This window comes from Hymenobacter cheonanensis, assembly GCF_030581075.1.
Taxonomy (GTDB): Bacteria; Bacteroidota; Bacteroidia; order Cytophagales; family Hymenobacteraceae; genus Hymenobacter.
Genome location: NZ_JAUQSW010000007.1, coordinates 257,766 through 282,374, shown reverse-complemented (window position 1 = coordinate 282,374; position 24,609 = coordinate 257,766). Strand labels below are relative to the sequence as shown.

The window sequence follows — 24,609 nt, the reverse complement described above, 5'->3', positions numbered from 1 at the left end:
TGGCAGGCGGTGGTAGATAGCTTTTCGCAGCCCACGATGCTGCAAGCCGATTTTTTCGTGTACCTGCGCGAAAACGAAGCCATTAAGATTGCCGACGTCATTCGCCACCACATTCAGCGCGCCGATGCGCTCGGCCGCTTCACCTAAGTCATGCCCAGCACCCGCCTCTTTCGCTGGCTCGGCTTTGCCCTACTGGCCGCCGCCGTGCTCTATGCCTTTTGGGAAGTGCCCGCCGGCTTCCGGCCCTAACCCGCTTTCGCGATGAAAAACACCGACTTCGTGCTCAAAATCATCGGCCAGCTTTCCGAAAAAGAGCAGCTGGATATCTACCTGCTGCAACGCGATAAACTCATCTACCGCATTCCCTTCCCGCTGCCCGGCCAGCGCCCCGGCGCCACGCCCGGCCGCTACGCCTACGCCACCCCCACCCCTTAATTGCCCCTGTGCCGCCCTGCCATGGCCACCGACGACCACGAAGACATCTTAAATAAACTCAAGGCCTGGGCCGTGCCCGGGCTGGGCGGGGTGGTGATGCTGCTGCTCACGCTGCAAATCAACAGCGCCGTCAAGCGCATGGATGAGGCGATTGAGAAAGTCAACAGCATGACCACCAAAACGGAGGTCGCCAACGCGCAATACGGCTTTCTGGTCGAGCGGGTGAAAAACCTGGAAGATGCCCGCAAGGATGCGGGCGAGGTGCACACGCAGATTTTCAACCGGATGGGCTCGCTGGAGCAGCGCGCCGCGATTAGTGACCAATTCATGCAAACCCACAAGTAAGTTTTTCACCCTTCTCCCTTTTTTCTGCCTTATGCTCACCCGTTTGCTCTGCCGCGTGCGCGGCCTGTTTCGCCGCTGGCTGCCCGCCCTCTTGGCCCTGCTGCTGTGCGCGGCCTACTACCAGTACACCGCCGGCCAGGAGCGGCACCGCGTCGCCCTGGCCGCGGCCGTGACGGCCGGCCGCCTCAACGCCGACTCGCCCGAGGTGGCCAGCGCCCACAACGTGGCCGTGCCGCCCTTCGGGCTGGTGGCCGGCAAGTTCCTCTTCGGCCTGGGCCTGTTCTTCGGCGGGCTGGCGGCCGTGTGGTTCGTCATGCGCTTCGTGGTGCCCGTGCTGCCGCGCTGGGCCACCAAGCAGGGCGGCTACAAGGTAGCCTTCTACACCCTGCCCGATGCGCAGCAGCTGCGCACCTTCAACCTCATCTGGCTGGGCCTGCTGGGCTACTTTGCCCTGTGCGTGCTGGCCGCCTGCCTGGTGTCGTAATGCGTCAGCTTGCTACCTTTTTTGGCGGGCTTGCTATACTTTTTATGGCAAGCTCCGCCCCGGCCCAGGTGGCCCACCGGGCGCGCCCCGGCCAGCCGGCCGCCGTGCTGCAGGTGAGCGCCGGGCGCCTGCGCATTCGCGAGGCCACCGGCCGCAACGACGGCCCCGACGTGGAAGCGGCCCAGCGCGCGGCCGGCGCCCAAAAAGGCGACCCGTGGTGCGGCTGCGAGCAGTTCATGGAGCAAAGGCTCTGCGGGCTGCCCTCGCCCGCCTGGCCGGCCGCCGCCCGCAACTGGAGCCTGGCCAGCTCGCCCCGCACCTACTTCATCCGGGGCCTGCGCGGCTCGCTCGATAGCCTCAGGCCCGGCCACCAGGTCACGTTCTACTACGCCACCCTGGGCCGGGTGGGCCACGTCGGCCGGCTCGTGGCGGCTAGCCGCCCGGTGCGCCGGGGCCGGCCCGCCCGGGGCTGGGTGGTGCGCGCCGGCAACACGGGCACCGGCGGCGGGCGCGACGGGGCCGGCGTGCACGACGTGTGGTACCCGACTTACGAATTGTACGCCGCCGCCAACTGGCTCTACTAACCCCGTGCTGATGAAAACGCTGCTACTCCTAGCCTTGGGCCTACTGCTCACCACCCCCACCCCGGCCCAGCGCCGGCCCCAGGCCTGGCGCGGCTTCAGCGGCCCGGCCTACCTGCCCCGACTGCCCCGCCGGCCTTCCCAACATCGCCTCGACTCGCTGGCCAGTGCCGCCCGCCGGCGGCGCGCCTTATTCACCGCCAAATGAAAAGATACCTACTTGCTACCCTACTCGGGCTCGCCAGCTGCGCCACCGAGCGCGTGCCGCTGGCCACCGACGCCAAAGTCGATTCGGCCCTGGTGGCCGCCGGCATCCCCCCGCTGGCGGTGCACAAGCTCAAGCTCACCGGCCCCGTCACCATGCAGGTCGGGCAGGGCAATAGCAGCTCGACGGTGGGCACCGACAAAACCGGCCAGCGGGCCCAGGCCGTGAGCACCGGCGCCGGCTCCCCCATTCAGGCCAGCCAGAAAAAGGGCGGTGTGCCGTGGTGGGTGTTTGCGTTCGTGGGCTTGGCTAGCATCGCCGGCTGGGAGTGGCTCAGCAGCCAAGTGCCGCTCGGGTGGCTGCGCTGGCGGGCAAGGTGATACGTAAAACTACGTGTTATTGTAAATCAAGTGTTTATACGCTTTTGCCTCACCCAAACCAAGTCGTTCCTTTGTGCTACTCCCGGCTTGCGGAGTGGGCGGATGCCGAAAAGCCCCCACAGAGTAGGCACACTTTACAAGCTAGTAACGATGGCAGATTCGATAGAAATCAGAAACCACCTGCACGCGCAGACGGTAGTCACCACTGTCGCGAGTTCACACCCCCCGAAAACCGAGTCCACCCTACCTGGCGGAAGCAGCACCATTCCCTACCCAGTGGCAAACGACCAAGAGCGTACCATAACGCTTATTTTCGCCCAGCCTGGTAATGTTGTCATTACGCTTGCTTCTGTTATAGAATCGTAAAATTTTTCTTCCTGTGATAGGCCAAAGCTGCCATAGCAGGCAAAAACCCTAGCCAGCCGGCTGGGGTTTTTCTTTGCGCCCATGACCCACTATGCCTTCCGCCTGCTCCCGTCCGTGGTGCAGCTCTACTGGGTGCTCCATTACGGCACCTCCCTAGCTTAGCACTGGGACGAGGAAGCAGCATCAACCGCTAGTACGCGGCCAAGAAGGGTCAGCGCGTCTTCGGCAAGGATGATGTAGCGTGCTGGAATTGTAAGTAGTTCCGGCGGGCCACGCACATACGCACGCACATAGAGCATTAAAAAACCCCCTCAGTGAGCTACTGAGGGGGTTTTAGCGGAGAAGGGGGGATTCGAACCCCCGGTAACCTTTAGAGCTACGGCAGTTTAGCAAACTACTGGTTTCAGCCACTCACCCACTTCTCCGTGCGGGTGGTTTGCCAAGGCCCTGGTGGCCTTAGCGGCTGCAAATATACAGCGAATGACCACATTTTCTATAAAATTTTCGAAGTTTTTAAGGCTGCCCGGTGCAACTGCCTGCTACGAAAGCTGCTGCGTGCGCGGCTTAGGGAGCGCCTTCCTAGCTTTGCACCCTCGCAGCCGTCCTTTGCGCGCATGTTTAGCTGGGCCTATCCTGATTTTATGCTGGCCGCCGCCGGGCTGGCGCTGCTCGGGCTGCTACTGGTGGCCTACACCCGGCGCACGGCCCGGCTAAGCCGGCGCCTGGGGCTGGGCGCAAGCCGGCTGGCCTGGAAGCTGCCGCTGCGGCTGGTGGCGGGCGCGCTGCTGCTGCTGGCCTGGCTAGGGCCGGCGCTGGGCGTGCGCCAGCAGGCGGTGCGCAGCAGTGGCCAGGATGTATGGCTGCTCGTAGATGTATCGCGCTCGATGGATGCCGCCGATGTGGCCCCCACCCGCCTGCTGCGCACGCAAGCCGTGCTGGGCGAGCTGGCCGCCGCGTTTCCGGCCGACCGGCTGGGGCTCATCGTTTTCGGCGCGCAAGCCTATGTGCAGTGCCCGCTCACCTACGACCAAGCTTCCCTGCAATTATTCATTAACACCCTCAGCACCAAGCTTACGGCGCCGGGCCCCACCACGCTGCGGGCTCCGCTTGACCTGCTGCTGAGCCGGCTAGCCCCCACGGGACCGGGCAACGCGCCGCCGCGCGCCGTGGCGGCCGTGCTGGTGAGCGATGGCGAGGACTTTGGCGAAAACCTGGAGCCGGTGCTGCGCACGCTGGGCCGCACCGGCGCCCGGGTGTACACGGTGGGCGTGGGCACGGCCGCGGGCAGCCCGGTACCCGCCCCGGGGGCCAAAACCAGCCTGCGCGACGGCCAGGGGCGCCCCGTGGTGAGCCGCCTGCGCGAAGGGCCCCTGCTGCAGGTAGCCGCCCAAACCGGCGGCCAGTACGTAGCCCTGAACGACCGCGAAAACGGCCTGCCCACCCTGCTCACAAGCCTGCGCAACCTACCCCCCACGGCGGGCGCGGCCACCACCCGCACCGTAGCCGTGGCCGATAACCGCTACCGCTACCCGCTGGGCGCTGCCCTGGTACTACTGCTGCTTGACAGCCTGTTAACCGTGCGCGTGCTGCGCCTTGAGCTATGAGAAGCTGGCTGCTTTACCTACTGCTGCTGAGCAGCGGCCCGCCGGGCTGGCAATGGCTGACGCGGGTGCGCGAGCACAACGGGGCGCAAGCGCAGGCGCAGGCTGCCCTGCGCGCCCACCGGCCCGCCGAGGCGGTGTATTATTTTCAGCGGGCGGTGGCCCTGGCGGGGCGGGGCGGCCCTGGCCCGGCGCTGCTCTTGAGCCTGGGCCAGGCGCAGCAGCAGGCCAGCCAGCTTGGCGCCGCCCAGGCCACGTATGGCCGCCTGCTAGCCCCTGCCGTACCCACGGGCATTGGTAGTGTGGCCCGGCAGCAGCTAGCCGGCTTGCTGGCGCAACAGCACCAGGTGGCTCAGGCCGTGGGCCTGCTGCGCCAAGCCCTACGACTAAACCCAACCAATGCCACGGCCCGCTACAACTATGAGCTACTGAGCCAGTACCTGGCCGGCCAGCGACCCGATAACCCTGACCTGCCCCCCCCGGGGGGGGCTAGCCCCCCCCCGCCCAGGCAGCCCAACCGGCCCGACTCTACCCAGCGCGAGCGCCAGGGCCGCAGCCCGCAGCCCGCTGAGAAAGCTGGCGCCGACCACCCCGGCCAGGCCCCCGACCCTAGCCCAGCTGCGCCCGCCGGGCCCGCCGGCGCGCCGCAGCCCAATAGTGCCGGCCAGCCCGACCGCCAGCGACCCACCTCTGCCGCCGGCAGCAGCGCAGCCGGGGGCTTCCGGCCGGGCGCCGGCGAGCGCCAGCCCCTGCCCAGCGGTACTGCGCCCGGCCGCCAGCGCGGCCTCGATGCCGGTACCACGGCTAGCGGCTCCGATGCCCCGGCGGGCCAGGGCCGGCGCCCCGGCACTGAGGCGGCTACCAGTAGCGACTTGCAGCTTCAAACCCAGCGCGAGCGCCTCAAGGCCATGAACCTGACGCCCGCCCAGGCCCAGCAAGTGCTGGAGGCCCTGCGTGAGAGCGAGCAGCAGTACCTACAGCAGCGCCCGCGCCAGCAGCAGGGCCCGCCGCCCGCGCCCGGCCAGCCTACCTGGTGAGCCGACCGCAGCGGGCGCCGTACTTTTGGGCTACGAACGAAGGTTTGTTAGTTTTTGGTTGGCTGCGCGCCGGGCCGCCCGGCTGGGTGGCTGCTGGCCCGTTGGTTTTCTTCGCTTTTTCTTCCCACCCCACCCCTCTTATGCAAGTAAAAGAAGTAGTTATCGTAGCCGCCGTGCGCACGCCCATCGGCTCATTTGGCGGGGCACTAGCCTCGCTATCGGCCACCGAGCTGGGCGCCATTGCCCTCAAAGGCGCCCTCGACAAAGCCGGCGTGGACCCCGCGCTGGTTGAGCAGGTAATTATGGGCAACGTGATTTCGGCCAACCTGGGCCAGGCACCCGCCCGCCAGGCCGCTAAAAAAGCCGGCCTGCCCGATACCGTGGAGTGCACCACCGTGAACAAGGTGTGCGCCTCGGGCTCGAAGGCCATTATGTATGCTGCCCAGGCTATTATGTTGGGTCAGGCCGAGGTTATTCTGGCCGGCGGCATGGAGAGCATGAGCAATGTGCCCTACTACCTCGATAAGGCGCGCTTTGGGGCCAAGTATGGGAACGGCCAGATGATTGACGGGCTCGTGCGCGACGGCCTCTGGGACCCCTACCACGACTACGCCATGGGCAACGCCGCCGATGCCACGGCCCAGCACTACGGCATCACGCGCGAGGAGCAGGATGCCTTCGCCCGCCAGAGCTACGAGCGCAGCGCCGCCGCCGCCCAGGCCGGCAAAAAGAAGGACGAGATTGTGCCCGTCACCATTACGGTACGCGGCAAAGACACCGTGGTGAGCGACGACGAGGAGTACACCAAGGTGCAGTTTGAGAAGATGCCGGGCCTCAAGCCGGCCTTCACCAAGGAAGGCACCGTGACGGCCGCCAACGCCTCGACGCTCAACGACGGCGCCGCCGCCGTGCTGCTCATGAGCCGCGAGAAGGCCGACGCGCTGGGCATTAAGCCGCTGGCCCGCATCCGCGGCTTTGCCGATGCCGAGCAGGCGCCCGAGTGGTTTACGACCACGCCGTCCATTGCCATTCCGAAGGCCTTGAAAAACGCCGGCCTCGAAGCCAAAGATGTTGATTTCTACGAAATTAACGAAGCGTTTTCGGTCGTGTCGCTGGCCAATAACAAGCTCCTCAATCTCGAAGGCACCAAGGTAAATGTGTACGGTGGCGCCGTGAGCCTGGGCCACCCGCTAGGGGCCTCGGGTGCGCGCATCGTAACCACGCTGCTGAGCGTGCTGCAGCAGGAAGGCGGCAAAATCGGCGTTACCGGCATCTGCAACGGTGGCGGCGGGGCTAGCTCCATCGTGCTCGAAAAGCTGTAAGCACGAGGCTTTTACGCGCTCTTCGCAAAACGTCATGCTGCCCAACGTGCAGCAACGTGCCCGCACTGCTAGGATTACAAATTCTAACGTTGCGAGCACGATGCTGCACGTTGGGCAGCATGACGTTTTTTCTCAGCAGAGGATGTCGTTTTAGGTACGAACCTTGCAAACCGAAGTAAGGCGCTAGCCAAACTTTTTCATCCTGGCGGGCCTTTGCGCTAAAAAAGACGCGGTCGGCGTTGTACCTCCCTATGCGATACCTGTTGCTTTTACTACTGCTGCCGCTGGCTAGCCAAGCTCAACGCTCGCAGCGCGTTACGATTTATTTCGACTCGACCAAGATTCATCCGCACGAGATTTTCCGGGCTCTCGTGGGCCAGGATACGGTGATGAATGGCCCCTACAAACGCTTCTATCCCAACGGCCGCCTCGAAGCCCAGACGCGCTACACCGATGGCAAGCGCGACTCGGTGTACGTGGAGTTTCACGCCAACCGGGGGCGGCGGCTGGAGGCTACCTACGTGGCCGGCGTGCGCCAGGGCCCGTTCAAAACCTACTACGCCGATGGCAAGGTGGCCCAGGTGGGCACGTTTGTGGAGGATGAGCCCGACGGGCCGCTCACGACCTACTTCCCCACCGGCGAAATAAAGCTGCAAACCACCCTGGTGAAGGGCCAGCCCAACGGCGCCGTGCGCGAGCTGTATGCCAGCGGCCAGGCCGCCGCCGAGGTCACCTACGCCAACGGCCAGCCCAACGGGCCAGTGAAATTTTTCTACCCTAGCGGCAAGGTGCAGAGCGAGGGCACGCTGCGCAACGGCCTGCTGGCCAGCTCTTACAAAACGTATTACGAAACCGGCCAGCTCGAAAGCGAGACGGTGATGAACGAGCAAACCGGCAAGGGCAGCTACCGCGCGTACTACCCCACCGGCCAGCTCCAGACGGAGGGCACCTATGCCCCGGCCGCCGTGCGCGAGCGCCAGGTGACCAACAAGCTCGGCGACGACCTCACCAAGCGCGTGGCCCCGCGCACCGGCACGGCGGCCCTCGATGGCCCGGCTACCTCGTACTATGAAAGCGGCAAGGTGCGGGGCAAGACTACCTACCGCCTGGGCGTGCCCACCGGCCACGCCGTGGTGTACTTCGAAAACGGCCAGCTGAAGGAGGAAACCGACTACGCCGCCCAGGGCCGCGACCGCAAAGTGACGCGCTACTACGACGCCGCCGGCCAGCCCCGCCAGGCCGAGGAGCAGTACAAAAACAACCGCCCCGCCGGCACCTGGCGCGAGTTTTACCCCGATGGCAAAACCCCGCGCCAGGTTGAGGCCTACGGCCCCAATGGCAAACTCACGGGCGAGCGCCTCACGTATTTTGATACGGGCAAGGTGCAGATTCGCCAGGCGTTTGATATCAACGGCCTGCAAACCGGGCTAGGCCAGGAGTACTACCCTAGCGGCCAGGCGCGCAAGGAGGCCAACTACCTGAAAGGCTTGCTAGCCGGCGACTTCCAGGAGTTTCACGACGACGGTAGCCCGGCCGTGAAGGGCCAGTATAAGAACGGCAAGCAGAGCGGCGAGTGGACGTACTACAAGGCCGACGGCCACAGCATCGAGCGCCAGGTAACCTACCGCGACGGCCGCCCCCAGGGCACCGGCACCCGCGCCAAGCTCAACGGCAAGCCCTACGTGCCGAAGAAAAAGTAGCCTAGGCGCTGGCTTGTGCCCGGGCGCAACGAGGCGCAGCAGGAGCTAAATTCCAGGGGGTTAAAAGTCAGGTTATCAGCCCTGCTTTCGGCTGATAACCTGACTTTTATTGGTTTCATGCCCTGCTGCGCGGCGTCCTTTGCGAGGCAAAATAGCCGGGCGCGGGCTTGTCCTGCTTCGCTAGCTTAGCTGGCGCGCTGGCCACTGTGGCGGCGCCCTAGCCCCTAGCTTCATGCCCCAGCTTTACCTGCCACCCGTCGCGCACGGCGCCTACTATTATCAGCTAGCCCAGCTGGCAGCCTTTGGGCTATTTGTGGGGCTGTTGCTGGGCCAGGGCTACCGGCGCGGCTACCCCTGGCGGCAGTGGCTGCCCCTGGTGGCCGCCGCCACCCTGGCCCTGATGCTGGGCTGCCAACTGGTATTTTTACCCACGGGTGAATGGCTGGCCTGGCTGCGGGGCGATGCGGCTGTGGCGCACGCCCTGGCCCACGGGCCGCGCTCGGTGGTGGGCGGCGCGGCGGCCAGCCTGCTGGTCGTGCTGGTGTTGCGGCGGGCGCTAGGCTTCCGGGGCTGGGCGGTACTCGATGCCTTTGCCGGGCCGCTGTGCTGGGCCCTGGCCGTGCAGTGCGTGGGCTGCGCGCTGGTGGGCTGCTGCTGGGGCGAAGTAGCCGCGCCGGGCACCCTGGGGGTAAGCTTTGGGCCGGGCACCCTGCCCTATTTGGCGCAGCAGGCGCAGGGGCTGCTGCCCGCTGGCGCGGCCCACGCGCTGCCGGTGGTGCCCACCCAGCTCTACCAATTGCTACTGTGCGGCGGCGTGGGCCTGGGGCTACACGCGCTGCGCCATCGGGCGGCCAGCTGGCCAGGCGGTAGCCGCTACTTGTTGGCCATGAGCTTATTGTGCCTGGGGCGCCTGGGCATTGAGTTTTGGCGCGACCCGGCCGGCGAGCCACTGCTGAGTGCCTCGCTGGCCGTGGCTGGCTTTTCGCTGCTAAAAATTCAGTGGCTGTTGCTGCTCGAAGGGCTGGCCCTGCTCGGTGGCTGGGCCTGGCTGGTGCGCCGCCGGGCGGTGGCCGCTAGCCCGTACTTAGTGCCAGTGCCAGCCATCCACTCGGCGCTGGTGGCGCTGGGCTTGCTGGGGCTGACGGCACATTTCGGCAGTGGCCTGCTCGCGGCTTCTGAGGTACTGACGCTGCAACTGCTGCTGCTGCTCGTGCTACTGGCCGAGGCCCGCACCTGGCTGCCGCGCCTAAGCTGGGCTTTGCCGCGCCTGGCGGGTGTGCCGCTGGCCGCGCTGTTGGGCGCCGGGCTGCTGCTAGCCACCGCCCAGGCGCCGGCGCCGCAGCAAAACCCGCCCGCCCCAGACCAAGCCGCTACGTCGCACTTCACCCTGAGCGGGGGCCTGCTGGGCAATTACCACGATGCCGACGAAACGTATGCCAACAATCCCGGCAGCTGCGGGGGCAGCACTCGCTACAACACGTACCAGCAGGTGCGGGCAGGGGGCGGCGAGGCGGCCTACACCCGCACCAACGCGGCTGTGCAGACTACTGTTGGCGCGGGCATCTGGCTGGGAACGCAGCATATAGGCGTACACTTGCCAGCCTACAATGCTCCTTTTACCGTTCATGCCGACACGACCCTCAGCTATAACCTGGCCGACGTGCACTTTTACGTGGAGCAGGAGCGGCAAATTCCCAACATCGGCTTTGCAGTGGCCTACCGGCTGGGGCTGCACGCGGGCTCGCTAGGTCACTACAGCTATTATACCGATACTCACTCACGGGATAACAATACGTTTGCCCCCGAGGGAATGCTGCGCGTGGGCTTCCCGCGCGTGGCGTACTTGCAGGGCGACGTTGGCTACGGCGCCGAAAACGCCCTCGGCGCTTACACCACCCGCCTGGCGCTGGGCTCGGGGCTGGGGCAGCTGCACGGCAGCCAGCTGCTGGTGGGCTACGCTAACTCGGCCCACTACCCTAGCCCCAACCTGGCCTTCGCTAGCGCCAACCTGCGCCTGCCCGCCAGCACCGGCCTGGGCGCCCTCAGCCTGGAGCCCTACTTCGCCACCGACTTCGACCGCCACAACATCTTCAGCCTGAAGCTGCACTACCAGCTGGGCCGCTAGCCCGGCCAGCGCGCCTGTGGCATTGGCAGGCCACAGGCGCACTAGCCAAACACCGGCACCACGCGCCCTTCCTCTACCTTCAGCGCAGCGTCGTACTTCTTGCCGGTTTTGGCCGAGAGGAAGCCCTTGATAACGCCTGTTTCGCCGCGGCGCAGCAGCTGGCGTAGCTGCGTGTCAGTCAGCTTCTTGCCGCCCCACTCGAAGGGCACCCGAAACTGACAGTCTTCCCGAAAGCGCGAGCAACCGAAGGCGCTACTGCCTTTCAGCATGGTGCCGAGCTTGCACACCGGGCACGGAATCTGGCCGGGGTCGGTGGCGGTGGTGGGCTTGCTTTCGGCGGCGGGCACCAGCTCGGGCGTCAGGTTGGCGTCGAGCACCAGCGCGCCGTCGAGCTTCTCGCCCGCGCCCGTTATAAAGCCTTTGATGAGCTGCGTGCGGCCCTTGGCAAACAGGCGTTGAACCTGCGAATCGGTCAGCTTTTTGCCCAGAATCTCGGCCGGCAGCCGAAACTGGCAGCCCTCCCGAAAGCGCGCGCAGCCAAACGCCGTTTTGCCCCGCAAAATGTGGCCGGTTTTGCAGGCCGGGCACGTGCCGAGGCCGGCCGTGGCGGGCGGCCCGCTAGCCTTGGCGCCGTTGGTAGCAGCCGGCTGGCCGTTGGCTTTTGGCGGGCTAGCGGTGGCCGCGGGCGCGGCGCTCATGGCCGAGGTCGAGGTGACGGCCCGGCCGCTACGGTCGGTTTTTACTTCCTGCACCATCTCGCGCACCAGGCCTTTTAGCTCGTCCAGAAACTGGTCAGACGGTAGTTCGTTGCGCTCAATCTGGCGCAGCTTTTTCTCCCACTGGCCGGTAAGCTCCGCCGATTTCAGGGTCGGATTAGCAATCAAGCCAATCAGTTCGACGCCGGTGGGCGTGGGCAGCAGGCGCTTTTTATCGCGGCGCACATAGTTGCGCTTAAACAGCGTTTCGATGATGGCGGCGCGGGTACTGGGGCGGCCAATGCCGTTTTCCTTCATGGCCAGGCGCAGCTCGTCGTCGTCGATGTTGCGGCCGGCCGTTTCCATGCCGCGCAGCAGGCTGGCCTCGGTGTAGTCCTTGGGCGGCTGGGTCATCTTGCTTTCCAGCCGCGGCTGATGCGGGCCGCTTTCGCCCTTCACGAAGCTCGGCAGCACGGTGCTCACCACGTCGTCGTTGTCTTCGGCGCCAGTGGCCGCCTTGTCACTACCGGCGCCGGCCGGGGCAGCGGGCTTGGGCGCCGCCTGCTGGCTAGGGTCGCCGTAGACCACGCGCCAGCCGGGACTCAGAATCTGGCGGCCGCGCACCCGGAAGAGGAAGCCCGCCGCCTCGGCCAGCACGGTGGTGTTGCTCACCTCGCAGTCGGGGTAAAAGGCGGCGATGAAGCGGCGCACGATGATGTCATACACGCTGTTTTCCATGCCACCGCCCGGCCCGCCGCTACCAGTCGGGATAATGGCGTGGTGGTCAGTTACCTTGTTGTTGTTGAATACCTTAGGCGTTTTCGGAATCTTCTTTTCCAGCAGCGGCCCGGTGAGGTTGGCGTAGCCAATTCCCTTCAAAATACCCGGAATTTTGGGGTACACGTCGTCGGGCAAAAATGTGGTGTCCACGCGCGGGTAGCTCACGGCTTTCTTCTCGTAGAGGGCCTGCACAATCTTGAGGGTATCCTCGGCCGAGAGGCCTAGCTGGTTGTTGCACTGCACTTGCAGCGCCGTGAGGTCGAAGAGGCGCGGTGGTGATTCGCGGCCCTTCTTAATCTCCACATTGGTGACCGTAAGCGGCGCAGGCTTCACCGTGGCCAGGGCCTGGTTGGCCTCGTCTTCCTTCACGAAGTAGCCTAGCGCGCGCAGGCGGCTCTGCTCGTCGGGGGCATCCTGGGCTTCCTTTTGCTCGGCCTCGGTGTTGATGCGCGTGAAGGTGGTGTTGCGGTATTCGGTCTTCAGCACCCAGTAGGGCTCGGGCTTGAAGTTGGCAATTTCGTGGTGGCGGGCCACGAGTAGGGCTAGCGTGGGCGTTTGCACCCGCCCGATGCTCAGCAGCTGCTTATCCTGGTAGGTGGTGTATTTGAGGGTGAAGAGGCGCGTGGCGTTCAGGCCCAGCAGCCAGTCGCCCACGGCCCGGCTGCGCCCGGCCTGGTAGAGGCTGTCGAACTCCTTGCCGTCGCGCAGGTTCTGAAAGCCCTGGCGGATAGCTTCTTCGGTGAGCGACGAAATCCACAAGCGCTTCACCGGCTTGCGGCACTTGGCTTCGTGAATAACCCAGCGCTGAATAACCTCGCCCTCCTGCCCGGCGTCGCCGCAGTTGATGACCTCGGTGGCCGCGTCGAGCAGGCGCTTAATGGTGTTGAACTGCTTCACCACCCCGTCGTCGCGGCGCATAAGCTTGATGCCGAACTGCTCGGGTATCATGGGCAGGTCGTGGAGGCTCCAGCGCTTCCACTCGGGGCGGTAGTCGTCGGGCTCCTTGAGCTGGCAGAAGTGGCCAAACGTCCAGGTGACCTGGTAGCCGTTGCCCTCGTAGTAGCCGTCCAGGCGCCGGTCGGCCCCGATAACCTGGGCAATTTCGCGGGCCACGCTGGGCTTTTCGGCAAGACACACCTTCATCGCAGATTTAACAGATTTCGCGGATACGCCCGCTGCGCGGGCTGGCTACGCTTATAGACAAAAATACGCAGGGAAAAGGTCGGGAGGGCGTTTGTATGGGTAGCTGGCGCTAGGGCTTGGGGGTGATGTGCACCGTACAGGCACAGCGGAAGCCCAGCCACGGCTGCGGCTGAGTGTAGGAGAAGTTGGCTTGCACAGCGCACTCCTTTATCGACTGTTTGAAGGAACCACCTTTGGCTATGCCACGCTTAGCAGTCAATTCAGCCACGTTACCAATCATATTGAATAAGCCATACTTATTAGGCGAGTGCTCAAATACAAAATCTGGTATCAACTGCTTAGGATTACCTGTGTTCCACCACTGACCAGGACAAAAGAAGGGCTGCCCGGTAGCCTCAAAATACACATTTTCCTGCACGGTGAATTCCATTCTTAGTATGGCGCTGGCTTGCTGCCCCGGCAGCTTTGCGGCAGCCAGGCAGGCAGCAGCCTCTTTCGGCTTGCAAAGTTGCTCGCGGTACTGGCGGCTGCCGTGCACTGCCGGGTGCACTACACCCAGCGGGTGCTTAGCCAGGTCGAGGCCACCGGCCGCAGCTAATTCCCATTCTTGTATAGTAGGCAGCCGGTATACTACCCGAAAATCGTAGTTTCGCAGCCTGGCGTGCTTGCTCAAATAGTCTTCCGAGTGCAGTATGCGATTGACTGCAGCCGTGCGCCACTGGCAGTAATGAATGGCTTGCGCATATGTAATGCCGACTATTGGCAGGTAGGTAACACTTGGGTAGGTTGAGCGCAACGCAGCCATAGAAAATTCGTCTCCGTCCCAGTTTGGCTTCATGCAATACTGCACGTCGGCAGGGTTGGGCTGCTGCGAGCGGTAAAGGGCCGCACTAGAGTCTTTTTGCAGAAAGTGCAGGTACTCGGCCCAATGAATGTTCGTTATCTCAGTCTCATCCAGCCACAGGCTGTCACCGATGGGCACCGTGCCCGGCGGGCTCACCAGTCGGGCTAGCTTTTGGTAGTCGCTCTGAGCGCGGCCGGTGCGGGGGAGCAGGCCGCCCAGCAGCACCAGCCAATAGAAAAAGTAGTGCTTCATGCCACCAAAACTACGCGGCCAGCGGGGTGCCCCGACGGCCTATTCCACGAAATAGTTGGGCCGTAGCTTGTCGGCTAGCCGGTGTGGTAGGCGGTGTGCCTGCCAGGCGGCCATGGCTTAGCGCTCGTGGCGGCGGCTGTACTGGCTATAGAACAGCGGCTTGGCAATTAGCGCCCCAATAAGTACTGGCGTGAAGCCAATTAATCTTAGTGCGGCACCATCGTAAGATTCGTACTTCCTTAGGCCTAGGCTACGGCCAGCACAAACACGCCGCCAGCGCTCAAACTGCACCCGTGGCCGGCTGCGCGGCGCAGCCGGCCACGGGTGCAGTTTGAGCGCTGGCTGGGCCGGCGGCCAGCAGCAGGCCCGCGAGGAATAGAAAGGGTTTCATAGCGCAGAAAGAATGATGGGGCGAAGTACGCCGTCCTTTTTTGCGCTACCTAATACGAATCGAACCGGCTAAAGTCAGATTATTTCCAATATAAATTACTGAAAATCATTCATTAATAGTACGTATTTTCTCCTGCTAGAGTCTGTCCCGACCAACATTATACCTGCGAGTGGGCTAGCCGACGCCTCGGCAGCTAGCCTACTCGCTTTTGCTGCGAGGTGATGAGCACCACCGAGCCCACGATAACGGCCGCGCCCACCAGCATCTGGGGCGTCAGCTTTTCGCCCAGCATGGCCCAGCCCAGCAGCACCGCCACTACGGGGTTGACGTAGGCATACGTGGCCACCCGCGCCGGTGGGGCGTGCTTCAGCAGCCAGCTGTAGGCTGTGAAGGCTACCAGCGAGCCAAACACCACCAGGTAGCCCCAACCCAGCCACGCCGCCAGCCCAAAGCTGCCCGGCTTCAGCCCCCGCCACTCGCCGGTGGCCGTGCCCAGCAGCAGCAGCAGCGTGCCGCCGGCCAGCATTTGCATGCCCGAGGCCAGCACCGCCGACTTGGGCACCGGCGAGCGCAGCCCGTAGATGGAGCCCGCCGCCCAGCTAAACGCCGCCAGCAGCACCAGCCCCACGCCGCCCAGCTGCGCGCGGCTAGCCCCGGCGCCGGCCGTAAGCTGCTCGCCTACCAATAGATATACGCCCCCGAAGCCCAGCAGCAGCCCCAGCACCACGCGCCCGCTGGGCCGCGCCTGCCCCAGCCACCACCAGCCCAGCAGCACCACCCAAAAGGGCTCGCTCGCTACCAGCAGCGCGGCCAGGCTGCTGGGCAGGTTGCGCTCGGCTAGCACCACCATGCCGTTGCCGCCCACCAGCAGCAGCGCTCCCACTACCAAGCTCGTGCGCCACTGCGCCCAGGTGGGCCGCTCGTAGCCGGCCGAGGCGCGGCCCGCCAGGGCCAACATGCTGCCCGCCACCACAAACCGGGCGCCCGCCATCAGCAAGGGCGGCATGGTCACGATGGCGTACTTGATGGCCAGGTACGTGGAGCCCCACAGCAGGTATACGGCCGCGAAGGCAGCCACAAGCAGCCACAGCGGCGGCTTGGAATCAGAAGCAGTTACTTTACTCATCCTCATTTTTTCTCCGAGCGGGCGGGCGCGGGTGACGCTAATTTTTTGACCCGGCTCCTAGCGATAAGTCCATTTGTAAACGTCCGCCGCGTAGGGGGCATCCGTGAGCTGGTCAAACAGGCTGCGGCCCCGCACGCGGCACAGCACCCGCGTCAGCTTATCAATATCTTCGAGCTTGTGCCCCGAATACTCGACGAAATAGCCGCGCCGGTAGTAAAGCACCACGGCCTGGCGCAGCAGATACTCATCCGTGGGCCGGTACACCTGGGCCACGCTATACGCAAAGCCCAGGCTGCACGGCTGGCAGGCATAGTGAGCGTAGCGCACCTTCAGCGTGGTGTTGTGCCCCGGCCCAAAAGGCACAAATAGCACAAGGAGCGCCGCCAAGAGAAAAAGGCCGACTTTCTTCAGCATCGCACCACTTGTTGTTTACCCACCCTAGCCGCGCCTACTTCCGCAGCGCCACGCGCACGCCGGCCATGAGCCAGCGGGTGGGCATCGGGGCCCCCAGCAGGTCGGAGTATTGGGCGTTGAAAAGGTTTTGGGCCTGGCCCACCAGCCACACGCGCTCGGGCACCAGGGCCAGGTCGAGGCGGGCGTTGAAGACGGCGTAGCTCGGGGTGAGGGTGGCCGCGAGCTGGCCGTTGGTGGTCGTGACGGTGGTGCTCTGCCCGGCGCGCACCTTATACAGGCCGCCGAAGGCCAGCGTGAAGCGCCGGTGCGTAAGGCTCACGTTGCCCGACACCAAGTGGCGCGCCACGTTGGAGAGGTACTGCGACTGCACGTCGCCCTCGGTGTTGAGGCTGACCCAGGTGTAGCCCACGCTGCCATCGAGGCGCAGGCCGGGGGCTAGCTGGGCGCGGGTAGTCACCTCGGTTTCGATGCCCTGGGTACGCACCGCAAACAGGTTTTGGGCAAAGCGGTAGGTGGCGGCCGGGTTGAGGTTGGTGAAGCCGCTGCCCTCAATAACCTGGCTGCCGGGCTGGCTCACGTAGTCAATAAGGTTGCGGCCGTAGCGGTTGAAGTACGTGCCGCGCAGCGTGAGGGCGGCCAGCGGCTGGTAGTCGAGCCCGCCCTCGTAGTTGATGGTGCGCTCGGCGCTCAGCCCCGGGTTGCCTACGTTAAAGCCGCTCGGCACCGTGCCCGGCCGAATGGCCGAGTTGTACTGCTCGGTGAAATTGGGCGCCCGAATGCCCCGGCCCACGGCGCCGCGCACGGTCAGCCGCTCGCCCACCTGTTGGCTGGCGTTGAGCTGCGGCACCACTTCGGTGCCGTAGCTCTGGTCGTGGTCCACGCGCAGGGCGGCCGTGAGGTTGAGGCCCGCCGCCGGGGCTAGCGCCGCCACGGCAAAGGCCCCGGTGTGCCACACGGCGTGGTCGCCGCGGTCGTTGCTTTGCACGGCGCGGCGGTCGGCCTGGCCACCCAGCGAGAGGCGCACATGGTCAGAGAGTTGCAGCTGGTGCTGGCCCTGCACGTTGAGGTAGTGCATGAGGTGGTCGCTGGCCACCGAGGTCGGCGTGTAGAGGTAGAGGTCGGTGCTGGCCGTGCCCACTATTTGCAGCTCGGTGCGGGCGCGCTCGTTCCACTCGTAGCGCAACTGGCCCTGGTACCAATCGCGGCTGGTGGTTTCGCGGGCGCGGTCGCCGGTGGCGGTGGTGTAAAAATTCTGGGCGTTGTAGTCGCGGCGGTCGAAGCTGGCGCGGGCGGCGGCGCTGAGCTTGTCGCTAATCTGGTACGCGCCCGACAGCGAGTAAGTGTTCAGCTTGAAGTCGTTGCGCCCGCCGCCGGGCAGGTCGAGCAGCTGGCCGCTGGCCGTGTTGTTGAGAATACCGCCCGCCAGCCGCAGGCCCTTATCCTGGCCATAAAAGCCGGCGTTGGTGCTTTTCAGGCCATACTCGCCGGCCAGGAAAGTGCCGGCCAGCTCGGCGCCATCGGGCCGGTGGGTGGCGGCGAAGGTCTTGGTCACGATGTTGATGAAGCCGCCCACGGCATCGGGGCCGTAGAGGGCCGCGCCGGGGCCGCGCACCACCTCAATCTGCTCAATCTCGGTGGGCGCAATGGGGAAGTAGCCGGCAAAATGGCCCGTCAGCGGGTCGTTCAGCCGCATGCCATCCAGCAAAATCAGCACCTGGTTGAAGGTCGAGCCGCGCAGCGTAATGTCGGCCTGGGTGCCAAAGTTGCCGCGGCTCTGCACCTCCAGAGCGGGCAGCAGGCGCAGCAGGTCGTCGAGCGAGGCCACCGGGTAGCGGCTGAGGGCGCTGCCGGGCACCACCGTTACGTAGCGGCCGCTCTGGCCCGCCAGTTGGCTTAGGCGGGTGGCGTACACGGTTACTTCGCCCAGCTGGCGCTGGCGGGCGGTATCGGCGGGGCTAGCCGGGCGCTGGGCCTGGGCGGCGCCCGGCCGGGCTAGCAGCGCGGTAGAAAAAAGGACGGCAGCAGGTAGAAATCGGGGCATAAAGCAAGCAAATGGCCCCGCAAAGCTACGCCGGCCCTAGCCCGCCGCCCGGCACTACTTGGCCACCACCACCGGCTTTTGGCGCGTCAGCAGCAAACCCAGGCCCAGCCCCTGGCTGAATTGCAGGCCCGCATCCTGGTCGTATTGGTAAAGCACGGTGCTTTGAAAGTTGACGCTCAGCAGCCCATACACCTTGGCCGTGAGCGTGAGGTCGAGGCGATGGTTGATTTCACGCAGCCGAAAAGCGCCGTAGTTGGTGAAGAGCAGGTAGCGCGCTTTCAGGTTGGCATTGGGGCCCAGCGGCTGGTCGAGGCTGGCCAGCACCTGGGCGGCCAGGATTTCCCAGCGCGCGGTGTGGCCGGGGTCTACGCCGTACACCACATCGGTGGGCAACGTTTGGAAGCGGGCCAGGCCGCGCACGATGGTGAGGCGCGGGGCAAACGGCGAGAGCCGCAGCGTGAAGCGCGAGGTGGGCCGGTACTCAAACCCATACGCATTGGTGACGTAGGCCGGGGCCAGAAAGCTCGACACCAAGCGCGGCACCTCGCCCGAATAGTCGTAGCCGGGCGCAAACTGCGAGAGCATGTTCAGCGACACAAAGGCGTTCCACTTGGCCGACAGCTGATGGCCATACTTGGTATCGAGCCAGAGGCGGTCGTTGGTTTTGCGGTAGCCCTGGCCCCGGGTGTACTGCCCGGCGTAGAGAAAGTCGGCCTCGTTGTCCCAGCTCTGCGGGCCGCGCAGGTAGTGTGCCTGGCCATTAAACAAGGTACTCAGGCCCAGCGAGGTAGCCCCGCCGCCCTTCCAGTTGTCCGACACTACCGCCTCGTTCAGGTTCACGCCCGCCTTGAGGCTGGTGCGCCAGTACGAGGTGTCGGCGAGCGCCGCGGCCGGGGGCGCCGCCTGGGCCAGCGCCCCACCGGGGCCTAGCAGCCCCAGCGCAAGAGTACACAGTTTTTTCATCGGGCAAAGCAGTAAGGGGAGCCGGCAAAAATACTGAGCCCGGCCGGGGCCGGCTTATTTTGCGGTCGCATGGCCGTTTCTACCCTAGCCGCGGCGCCGGCGCCGCCGGCCCGCCCGCCCTACTACCCGGCCCTCACGGGCCTGCGGGCGGTGGCGGCATATTTGGTTTTTTTTCTGCACTTCCGCTTTGTGGGGCAGCCCGACTGGCTGGTGCGCCTCACGGGACAGGGCTACGTGGGGGTGGGCATGTTCTTCGTGCTCAGCGGCTTTGTTATTGCCACGCGCTACCCGGGCAGCCAGCCGCACACGCGGGCGTGGTGGGGGCGCTACCTGTGGCGGCGGGTGGCGCGCATCTACCCGGTGTATTTTTTGCTGAATGGCTGGGCGCTGGCCCGCATTTACTGGCCCCTGCCGCCGGGGCAGGCGGGCAGCAGCCTGTTTCTGATTGCGCTCAGCCAAAGCATGTTGCGGGGCTTTTCCAATACCCTCAAGTTTGTGGGCCTGCCGCAGGGCTGGTCGCTCACGGTGGAGGAATGCTTTTACCTGTCGGCGCCGCTGCTGCTGCTGGCCTGGCAGCGGCGCGGCTGGGCCGGGGCGGCGGGCTTTGTGGCGGCAGTGGTGGGCAGCGGCCTGCTGCTCACGGCCTTGTGCGCCGGGCGGCCCGAGCTGCACGGCTTGTTTGGCTCCTACCACCACTTGTTCAACTTTACCTTTTTTGGGCGGGTGCTGGAGTTTGTAATGGGCGTGGGGCTGGCGCGCTGGTGGGCCGGCCGGCCGGCGGCCCCGGCCGGGCGCGGCCTGTGGCTCACCCTGGCCGGCACCCTGGTCATGGCGCTGGCCGTGGCGGGGCTAGCCGCCCTGCGCTCGCCCATCGACACCTACGACGGCCTGCGCTACCCGGCGGCCACAGCCCTCAACATCCTGCTGTTTCCGGCCGGCGTGGCGCTGCTGCTGGCCGGCCTACTGGCCGAAAGCACTTGGCTGCAGCGCGTGCTGGCCAGCCGGCTGGCGCAGGCGCTGGGGCGCAGCTCGTATTTCTTTTACCTGCTGCACGTCAGCCCGTTCAGCATCTGGTGGCAGCAGCACTTTGGCTGGGGCCGGCACATTCTGGCGCAGTTTGCGGCCACCGTGCTGCTGTCCGAGCTAGGCTACCGCCTGGTCGAAAAGCCCCTGCACCGCTGGCTGCTGGCGCGCCCGGCCGGGCGCGCAAAAGCCGCGCCGCAGCCAGCGTAGGCCAGCCAGGGCGCGGCTTCAACCGTGTACCGCAACGTTTTACGTTAAGCCTGGTGGCCGGCGGCTTCTTCGGCCGGGTCTTCCTTCGGGCCTTCGTAGGAGTTGGCGTCGTTGTCCTTTTCGTGCACTGCCTCGGTGGCGTAGATGTGCTCCAGCTCCTCCACTATCTCCAGGCCGTGCACATCGAGGTCCTTGAGCACGCCGTCGGCGATGTCATACACGAGGCCGTGCAGGCGGGGCGGGTTGTCGCCGCGCAGGGCGTTCTGGATGATGTTGGTCTTGGCCAGGTTCTGCACCTGCTCCGCCACGTTAAGCTCGACGAGGCGGCGCAGGCGCTGCTTCTCGTCCGAGATGCGCAGCAGCTCGGTTTCGTGCAGGCGCACCACGTCGCGAATATTCACCAGCCAGTTGTCGATGAGGCCATACTGCTTGTTGGCCGCGGCCGCCGCCACGCCGCCGCAGCCGTAGTGGCCCACTACCAGAATGTCCTGCACCCCTAGCACTTCCACGGCGTATTGCAGCACGCTCAGCAGGTTCATGTCGGTGTGCACCACCATGTTGGCAATGTTGCGGTGCACAAACATCTCGCCTGGGCCCGTGCCCGTGATGCCCGAGGCTGGCACCCGCGAGTCGGAGCAGCCGATGAACAGGTAGCGCGGCTTCTGGCCGTCGGCCAGGCGCTTGAAAAACTCGGGGTCTTCGGCGTTTTTGGTCGCCACCCACTGGCGGTTATTGGCCAGAATATCCTGAATACCAGGCATAATGCAATAAAATTAAGCAACGGCAAGCGCAGTACTGCGCCCAGCCTTATACGGCGCGGGCCGCAACAGGGGTCAAAACTTTGCCCCCGGCCGCGCCCTTGTCCGCGGGCCCAAAGCTAACGCGCAGCGTGTGCCGCGCCCCGGCCGGGTCAAAGCCGTAGCGCAGCCCGAAGCCGTAGTAGGCGCAGATGTGCTGCACAATGCTCAGGCCCAGGCCCGGCGACTCGGAGGCGGCGTTGTGCTTGCGAAAGCGCTCAAAAAACCGGCTGGGGTCGCCGCTCACCACAGGGCCCGGGTTGCTCACTTCCAGCTCATTGGCTGCGAGGCGCACCACCACCTCGCCGCCCGGCACGTTGTGCCGGATGGCGTTGTGCAGCAGGTTGTGCAGCAGCGAATCGGCCAGGCCCGGGTGCAGCTGGCGCGGGGGGCTAGCCCCCAGGTGCAGGTGCAGGGCCAGGCCCCGGGCTTCGAGCAAGGGGGCTAGCTGCTCGGCTTTTTCGCGCAGCAGGGCGGCCAGGTCGAGGGGCACGGCCTGGGTGAACTGCCCGTTTTCGATGCGGCTGAGCAGGCCCAGCGCCTGGTGCAGGCGCGAGAGCCGCCGGGTAGCCCCGTAGAGGTCGGCCAGCAGCGGCGCGGCGGCAGCATCGGCGGCCAGGGTGGGCACTTGCAGCAGCTGCTCCAGCTGGGCCTGCATAATGGCCAGCGGCGTCTGGGTTTCGTGGGCGGCGTTGGCCGTAAACTCGCGTAAGTTCTCATAATCAGCCACCAGGCGGCGGCTGAGGTGCGTGAGCGCCTGGTTTAGCTCGGCAAACTCCTCGATGCGCGAAGTGGGCAGGGCCAGCGCCCGGTGCTGCTGCAAGTCGTAGTTGCGCAGCGCCTCCAGGGTGCGCCGAAACGGCGCCCACAGCCGCCCCGACAAGTAGCGGTGCAGCCCCACGATGCCGCCTAGCAGCAGCGCCAGCACCACCAGCATGCTGCCCGCCACGGCCCCCAGCAGCTCGTCGGTTTCCACCAGCGACTTGCGCAGCGTAACCCAGGCCGGGGCCTGCCCGGCGCCCGCTACCCGAAACGTGAGCTGCCGGTGCGGCACCAGCGAGCCCTCGGTGGGGTCTAGCAGCACCGTGTCGGAAAAGCCCAGCGGCCGGGGGCGCGTGCTCAGGCTGTACTGCTGCCGGTAGAGGGGCTCGGGCAGGGCCCGGCCGCTCGCCACGTGGGCTTCTACCTCCAGCCGGTCGTTTTGCAGCTGCTCGCCCACCTCGTTGCGCACGGCGTGGTCCACGCTCACGTACAGCACCAGGCTGCCCGCCGCAAACAGCCCGGCGCTCAGCAGCACATAGTAGCGGTTGGTGGCGGCCAGCAGCTTCATGCCTTAATGAGGGGAGTAAGGTTGCGTAATTTGAGTACTAGGAGCGATGAAGTTAGGATGACCGTATGCGCATTGCCCGCATTGCTCAACTTCTCACCTACTCCGCGCTCAGCTTGTAGCCCACGCCGTACATGGTGCGGATGTAGTTTTCGGCGCCCTTTTCCTGTAGCTTCTTGCGCAGGTTTTTGAGGTGGGTATAGATGAAGTCAAACGAGTCGGCGGCATCTACCGAATCGCCGCACAGGTGCTCGGCAATGGCCTCCTTGGTGAGCACGCGGCCGGGGTTGGCCAGCAGGTACAGCAGCAGGTCGTATTCCTTGCGCGTGAGGGCTAGCTGCTCGCCGTGCACCAGCACCTCGGCCTGGTCGGGCCACACTACCAGGTCGCGAAATATCAAGTGGTTGTGCCCTTGAAATCGCCGCCGGCGGATGATGGCCCGCAGCCGGGCATTCAGCTCCGAGAGGTGAAAAGGCTTCACCAGGTAGTCGTCGGCGCCCAGGTCGAGGCCGGCCACGCGGTCGTCGAGGCTATCGCGGGCCGAAATCACGAGCACACCCGCCGGCGAGCTGTCGGCCTTGAGGGCCCGCAGCAGGTCGAGGCCGTTGCCGTCGGGCAGCGTCAGGTCGAGCAGCACGCAGTCGTAGCGGTACACCTTTATTTTATCGTAGGCTTGGGCATAATCAGCGGCTACCTCTACCACGTAGCCGCCCTGGCGCAGGGCTTCGATGAGGGTAGAGCGCAGGGCCGGCTCGTCTTCGACTAGCAGTATTTTCATGGCTAAGGTGGGTGGGTAGTTCAGCACACGAAAGAAGGCGATGATTCTGAAGTAAATCGGGAGACTCAGAATTTCCTCATACAATTTTCATCTTTGCCCGGCCAGGCAGCGGGCCCTTTAGCTTGCCTGGCTTGCTGCCGGGCAGCCGCTATTTTACCACCAGAATCCGAAACGTGCCCGGCACGATACTAGGCCGGGGCCGGCTGCCGCCGGCTACGGCCGCCGGGGCCGGGCCCAGCTCGGCGGCAGGCAAAAAGGCGCGGTGCGTGCGGGGGTCGAGGCTGATGGTGCGGGCACCGCGCGCCGTGGCCAGGGTTTGCACCACGCGAAAGGTACCCGGGCTTTCCTCCCGCACCACCGTAAGGCTACCGCTGCCGTTGGAAATGAGCGCCACCTGCCGCCCCGGGTCAAACACCACCCCGTCGGCCCCGCCGCCGATGGGCAGCTCGGCCAGCTTCTCGCCGTTTTCGGCGCTGAGCACGAGCAGCTGCCCGTTGGCGCACACGCTAAACAGGCGGTGGTGCACCGGGTCGAGGGCCAGGCCGCTGGGGTTTTCGCCGGGGGCTAGCGGCCAGCGGTGCTTCACGGCCAGGGTTTTGGCATCGAAGGCCACCACCTCGCTGCGGTCTGCGAGGTTAACGAAGATGGTGCCCTTGCCGTCGCTTACGCCGGTTTCGGGGGCGCCGCCCAGCTCGGCGGTGCCCACTACCCTGGCAGTAGCCGCTTCGAGCACCGTGGCCGTGGTAGTGCCGTTGTTGAAAACGAAGAGCCGGCCGCTGGCTGGGTCGTAGAGCAGGGCAGCGGGCTTGGTGCCGGTGGGCACGGTGGCCGTCACTTGCAGGGTTTTGGGGTCAAAAACCCGGACGGCATCGTTGCGACCGCACGTAATAAACCCTTTGCCCAGCGCGGGCACCACCAGCACGCCATGCACGCCCGGCGTGTCGGCAATGGTGCCCACCAGCCGGCCGGTGGCCAGGTCGAGCACCTCTACCTGGGTGCCGTGCGCTACGTAGAGGCGCTGGCCCACCGGGTCGGCGCTGAGGTAGTCCCAGCCCCCCTGGCCGCTTACCGGCCAGGTAGCGGCCACCTGGTAGGCAGGCGGGGCGGGCGTTTGGGCCTGGCAGAGGCTGGCGCTCAGCAGCAGGGGCAGCAGGGTTTTCATGGCTGGGCCGGGAAACGGCAGTTGGTATATTTCTTGTCTGCCCTACAACGGCTAACGAAAGCACCCCGCTGGGTTTGCTGCC

Annotated in this window: 22 protein-coding genes and 1 tRNA gene; 12 read left to right on the top strand and 11 right to left on the bottom strand. The window is 65.4% G+C overall.

Annotated elements, in window-relative coordinates; translation table 11 throughout:
* Positions 1–261 precede the first annotated feature (261 nt).
* The 6 genes from Q5H89_RS15140 to Q5H89_RS15115 are packed head-to-tail and all read left to right on the top strand — an operon-like array spanning position 262 to position 2,430.
* Complete coding sequence (locus Q5H89_RS15140) at positions 262–435, top strand: hypothetical protein (RefSeq protein ID WP_305020183.1); 174 nt, start codon at positions 262–264, stop codon at positions 433–435.
* A gap of 21 nt (positions 436–456) precedes the next feature.
* On the top strand, positions 457–780 hold the full coding sequence (locus Q5H89_RS15135) for a hypothetical protein (RefSeq protein WP_305020182.1): 324 nt from the start codon (positions 457–459) through the stop codon (positions 778–780).
* A 31-nt stretch (positions 781–811) separates the two neighbouring features.
* Positions 812–1,264, top strand: coding sequence for a hypothetical protein (locus tag Q5H89_RS15130; protein ID WP_305020181.1), 453 nt, complete (start codon positions 812–814; stop codon positions 1,262–1,264).
* A gap of 44 nt (positions 1,265–1,308) precedes the next feature.
* A complete protein-coding gene (locus Q5H89_RS15125; RefSeq protein WP_305020180.1) occupies positions 1,309–1,848 on the top strand; it encodes a hypothetical protein in 540 nt (179 codons plus the stop codon).
* 10 nt (positions 1,849–1,858) lie between these two features.
* Positions 1,859–2,053: a hypothetical protein gene (locus Q5H89_RS15120; protein ID WP_305020179.1), complete on the top strand. Its 195-nt coding sequence runs from the start codon at positions 1,859–1,861 to the stop codon at positions 2,051–2,053.
* On the top strand, positions 2,050–2,430 hold the full coding sequence (locus Q5H89_RS15115; protein WP_305020178.1) for a hypothetical protein: 381 nt from the start codon (positions 2,050–2,052) through the stop codon (positions 2,428–2,430). Before Q5H89_RS15120 ends, Q5H89_RS15115 begins: the two co-directional genes overlap by 4 nt.
* Before the next feature lie 703 nt (positions 2,431–3,133).
* On the opposite strand, the gene Q5H89_RS15110 is transcribed toward Q5H89_RS15115, so the two are convergent.
* Positions 3,134–3,221 (bottom strand) — tRNA-Ser (locus Q5H89_RS15110).
* A gap of 189 nt (positions 3,222–3,410) precedes the next feature.
* Between Q5H89_RS15110 and Q5H89_RS15105 the strand changes: the two genes are divergently transcribed.
* The 5 genes from Q5H89_RS15105 (at position 3,411) to Q5H89_RS15085 (ending at position 10,581) form a co-directional block, all read left to right on the top strand.
* Positions 3,411–4,400: a VWA domain-containing protein gene (locus tag Q5H89_RS15105; RefSeq protein WP_305020177.1), complete on the top strand. Its 990-nt coding sequence runs from the start codon at positions 3,411–3,413 to the stop codon at positions 4,398–4,400.
* A complete protein-coding gene (locus Q5H89_RS15100; RefSeq protein ID WP_305020176.1) occupies positions 4,397–5,434 on the top strand; it encodes a hypothetical protein in 1,038 nt (345 codons plus the stop codon). The genes Q5H89_RS15105 and Q5H89_RS15100 overlap by 4 nt, the downstream gene beginning before the upstream one ends.
* Before the next feature lie 140 nt (positions 5,435–5,574).
* Positions 5,575–6,756 carry an acetyl-CoA C-acyltransferase gene (locus tag Q5H89_RS15095; RefSeq protein ID WP_305020175.1) on the top strand — a complete coding sequence of 394 codons (1,182 nt, stop codon included), beginning with the start codon at positions 5,575–5,577 and terminating at the stop codon, positions 6,754–6,756.
* Between the two features lie 251 nt (positions 6,757–7,007).
* Positions 7,008–8,456 (top strand): toxin-antitoxin system YwqK family antitoxin, encoded by a 1,449-nt coding sequence (locus tag Q5H89_RS15090; protein ID WP_305020174.1) that lies wholly within the window; start codon positions 7,008–7,010, stop codon positions 8,454–8,456.
* 232 nt (positions 8,457–8,688) lie between these two features.
* Positions 8,689–10,581, top strand: a complete 1,893-nt coding sequence (locus tag Q5H89_RS15085; RefSeq protein ID WP_305020173.1) for a prolipoprotein diacylglyceryl transferase family protein — start codon at positions 8,689–8,691, stop codon at positions 10,579–10,581.
* Between the two features lie 41 nt (positions 10,582–10,622).
* On the opposite strand, the gene Q5H89_RS15080 is transcribed toward Q5H89_RS15085, so the two are convergent.
* The 6 genes from Q5H89_RS15080 to Q5H89_RS15055 form a co-directional block, all read right to left on the bottom strand.
* Positions 10,623–13,199, bottom strand: a complete 2,577-nt coding sequence (locus Q5H89_RS15080) for a type IA DNA topoisomerase (RefSeq protein ID WP_305020172.1) — start codon at positions 13,197–13,199, stop codon at positions 10,623–10,625.
* A gap of 109 nt (positions 13,200–13,308) precedes the next feature.
* Positions 13,309–14,268, bottom strand: coding sequence for a formylglycine-generating enzyme family protein (locus Q5H89_RS15075; protein ID WP_305020171.1), 960 nt, complete (start codon positions 14,266–14,268; stop codon positions 13,309–13,311).
* 611 nt (positions 14,269–14,879) lie between these two features.
* Complete coding sequence (locus tag Q5H89_RS15070; RefSeq protein ID WP_305020170.1) at positions 14,880–15,818, bottom strand: EamA family transporter; 939 nt, start codon at positions 15,816–15,818, stop codon at positions 14,880–14,882.
* Between the two features lie 51 nt (positions 15,819–15,869).
* Entirely contained in the window at positions 15,870–16,199 is a 330-nt protein-coding gene (locus Q5H89_RS15065; protein ID WP_305020169.1) for a hypothetical protein, read from the bottom strand.
* Positions 16,200–16,260: 61 nt separating this feature from the next.
* Positions 16,261–18,267 carry a TonB-dependent receptor plug domain-containing protein gene (locus Q5H89_RS15060; protein WP_305020168.1) on the bottom strand — a complete coding sequence of 669 codons (2,007 nt, stop codon included), beginning with the start codon at positions 18,265–18,267 and terminating at the stop codon, positions 16,261–16,263.
* A gap of 54 nt (positions 18,268–18,321) precedes the next feature.
* Positions 18,322–19,230 (bottom strand): DUF3078 domain-containing protein, encoded by a 909-nt coding sequence (locus Q5H89_RS15055; RefSeq protein WP_305020167.1) that lies wholly within the window; start codon positions 19,228–19,230, stop codon positions 18,322–18,324.
* A gap of 69 nt (positions 19,231–19,299) precedes the next feature.
* Here Q5H89_RS15055 and Q5H89_RS15050 point away from each other — a divergent pair, with 69 nt between their 5' ends.
* Positions 19,300–20,463 carry an acyltransferase family protein gene (locus Q5H89_RS15050; protein ID WP_305020165.1) on the top strand — a complete coding sequence of 388 codons (1,164 nt, stop codon included), beginning with the start codon at positions 19,300–19,302 and terminating at the stop codon, positions 20,461–20,463.
* A 44-nt stretch (positions 20,464–20,507) separates the two neighbouring features.
* Here Q5H89_RS15050 and Q5H89_RS15045 read toward each other — a convergent pair whose 3' ends face one another.
* From Q5H89_RS15045 to Q5H89_RS15030, 4 genes are all read right to left on the bottom strand, one after another.
* A complete protein-coding gene (locus tag Q5H89_RS15045) occupies positions 20,508–21,224 on the bottom strand; it encodes a carbonic anhydrase (RefSeq protein ID WP_305020164.1) in 717 nt (238 codons plus the stop codon).
* A gap of 46 nt (positions 21,225–21,270) precedes the next feature.
* Positions 21,271–22,590, bottom strand: a complete 1,320-nt coding sequence (locus Q5H89_RS15040; RefSeq protein ID WP_305020163.1) for a sensor histidine kinase — start codon at positions 22,588–22,590, stop codon at positions 21,271–21,273.
* A 97-nt stretch (positions 22,591–22,687) separates the two neighbouring features.
* Positions 22,688–23,365, bottom strand: coding sequence for a response regulator transcription factor (locus Q5H89_RS15035; protein ID WP_305020162.1), 678 nt, complete (start codon positions 23,363–23,365; stop codon positions 22,688–22,690).
* A gap of 148 nt (positions 23,366–23,513) precedes the next feature.
* Entirely contained in the window at positions 23,514–24,527 is a 1,014-nt protein-coding gene (locus tag Q5H89_RS15030) for a YncE family protein (RefSeq protein ID WP_305020161.1), read from the bottom strand.
* Positions 24,528–24,609: the final 82 nt, after the last annotated feature.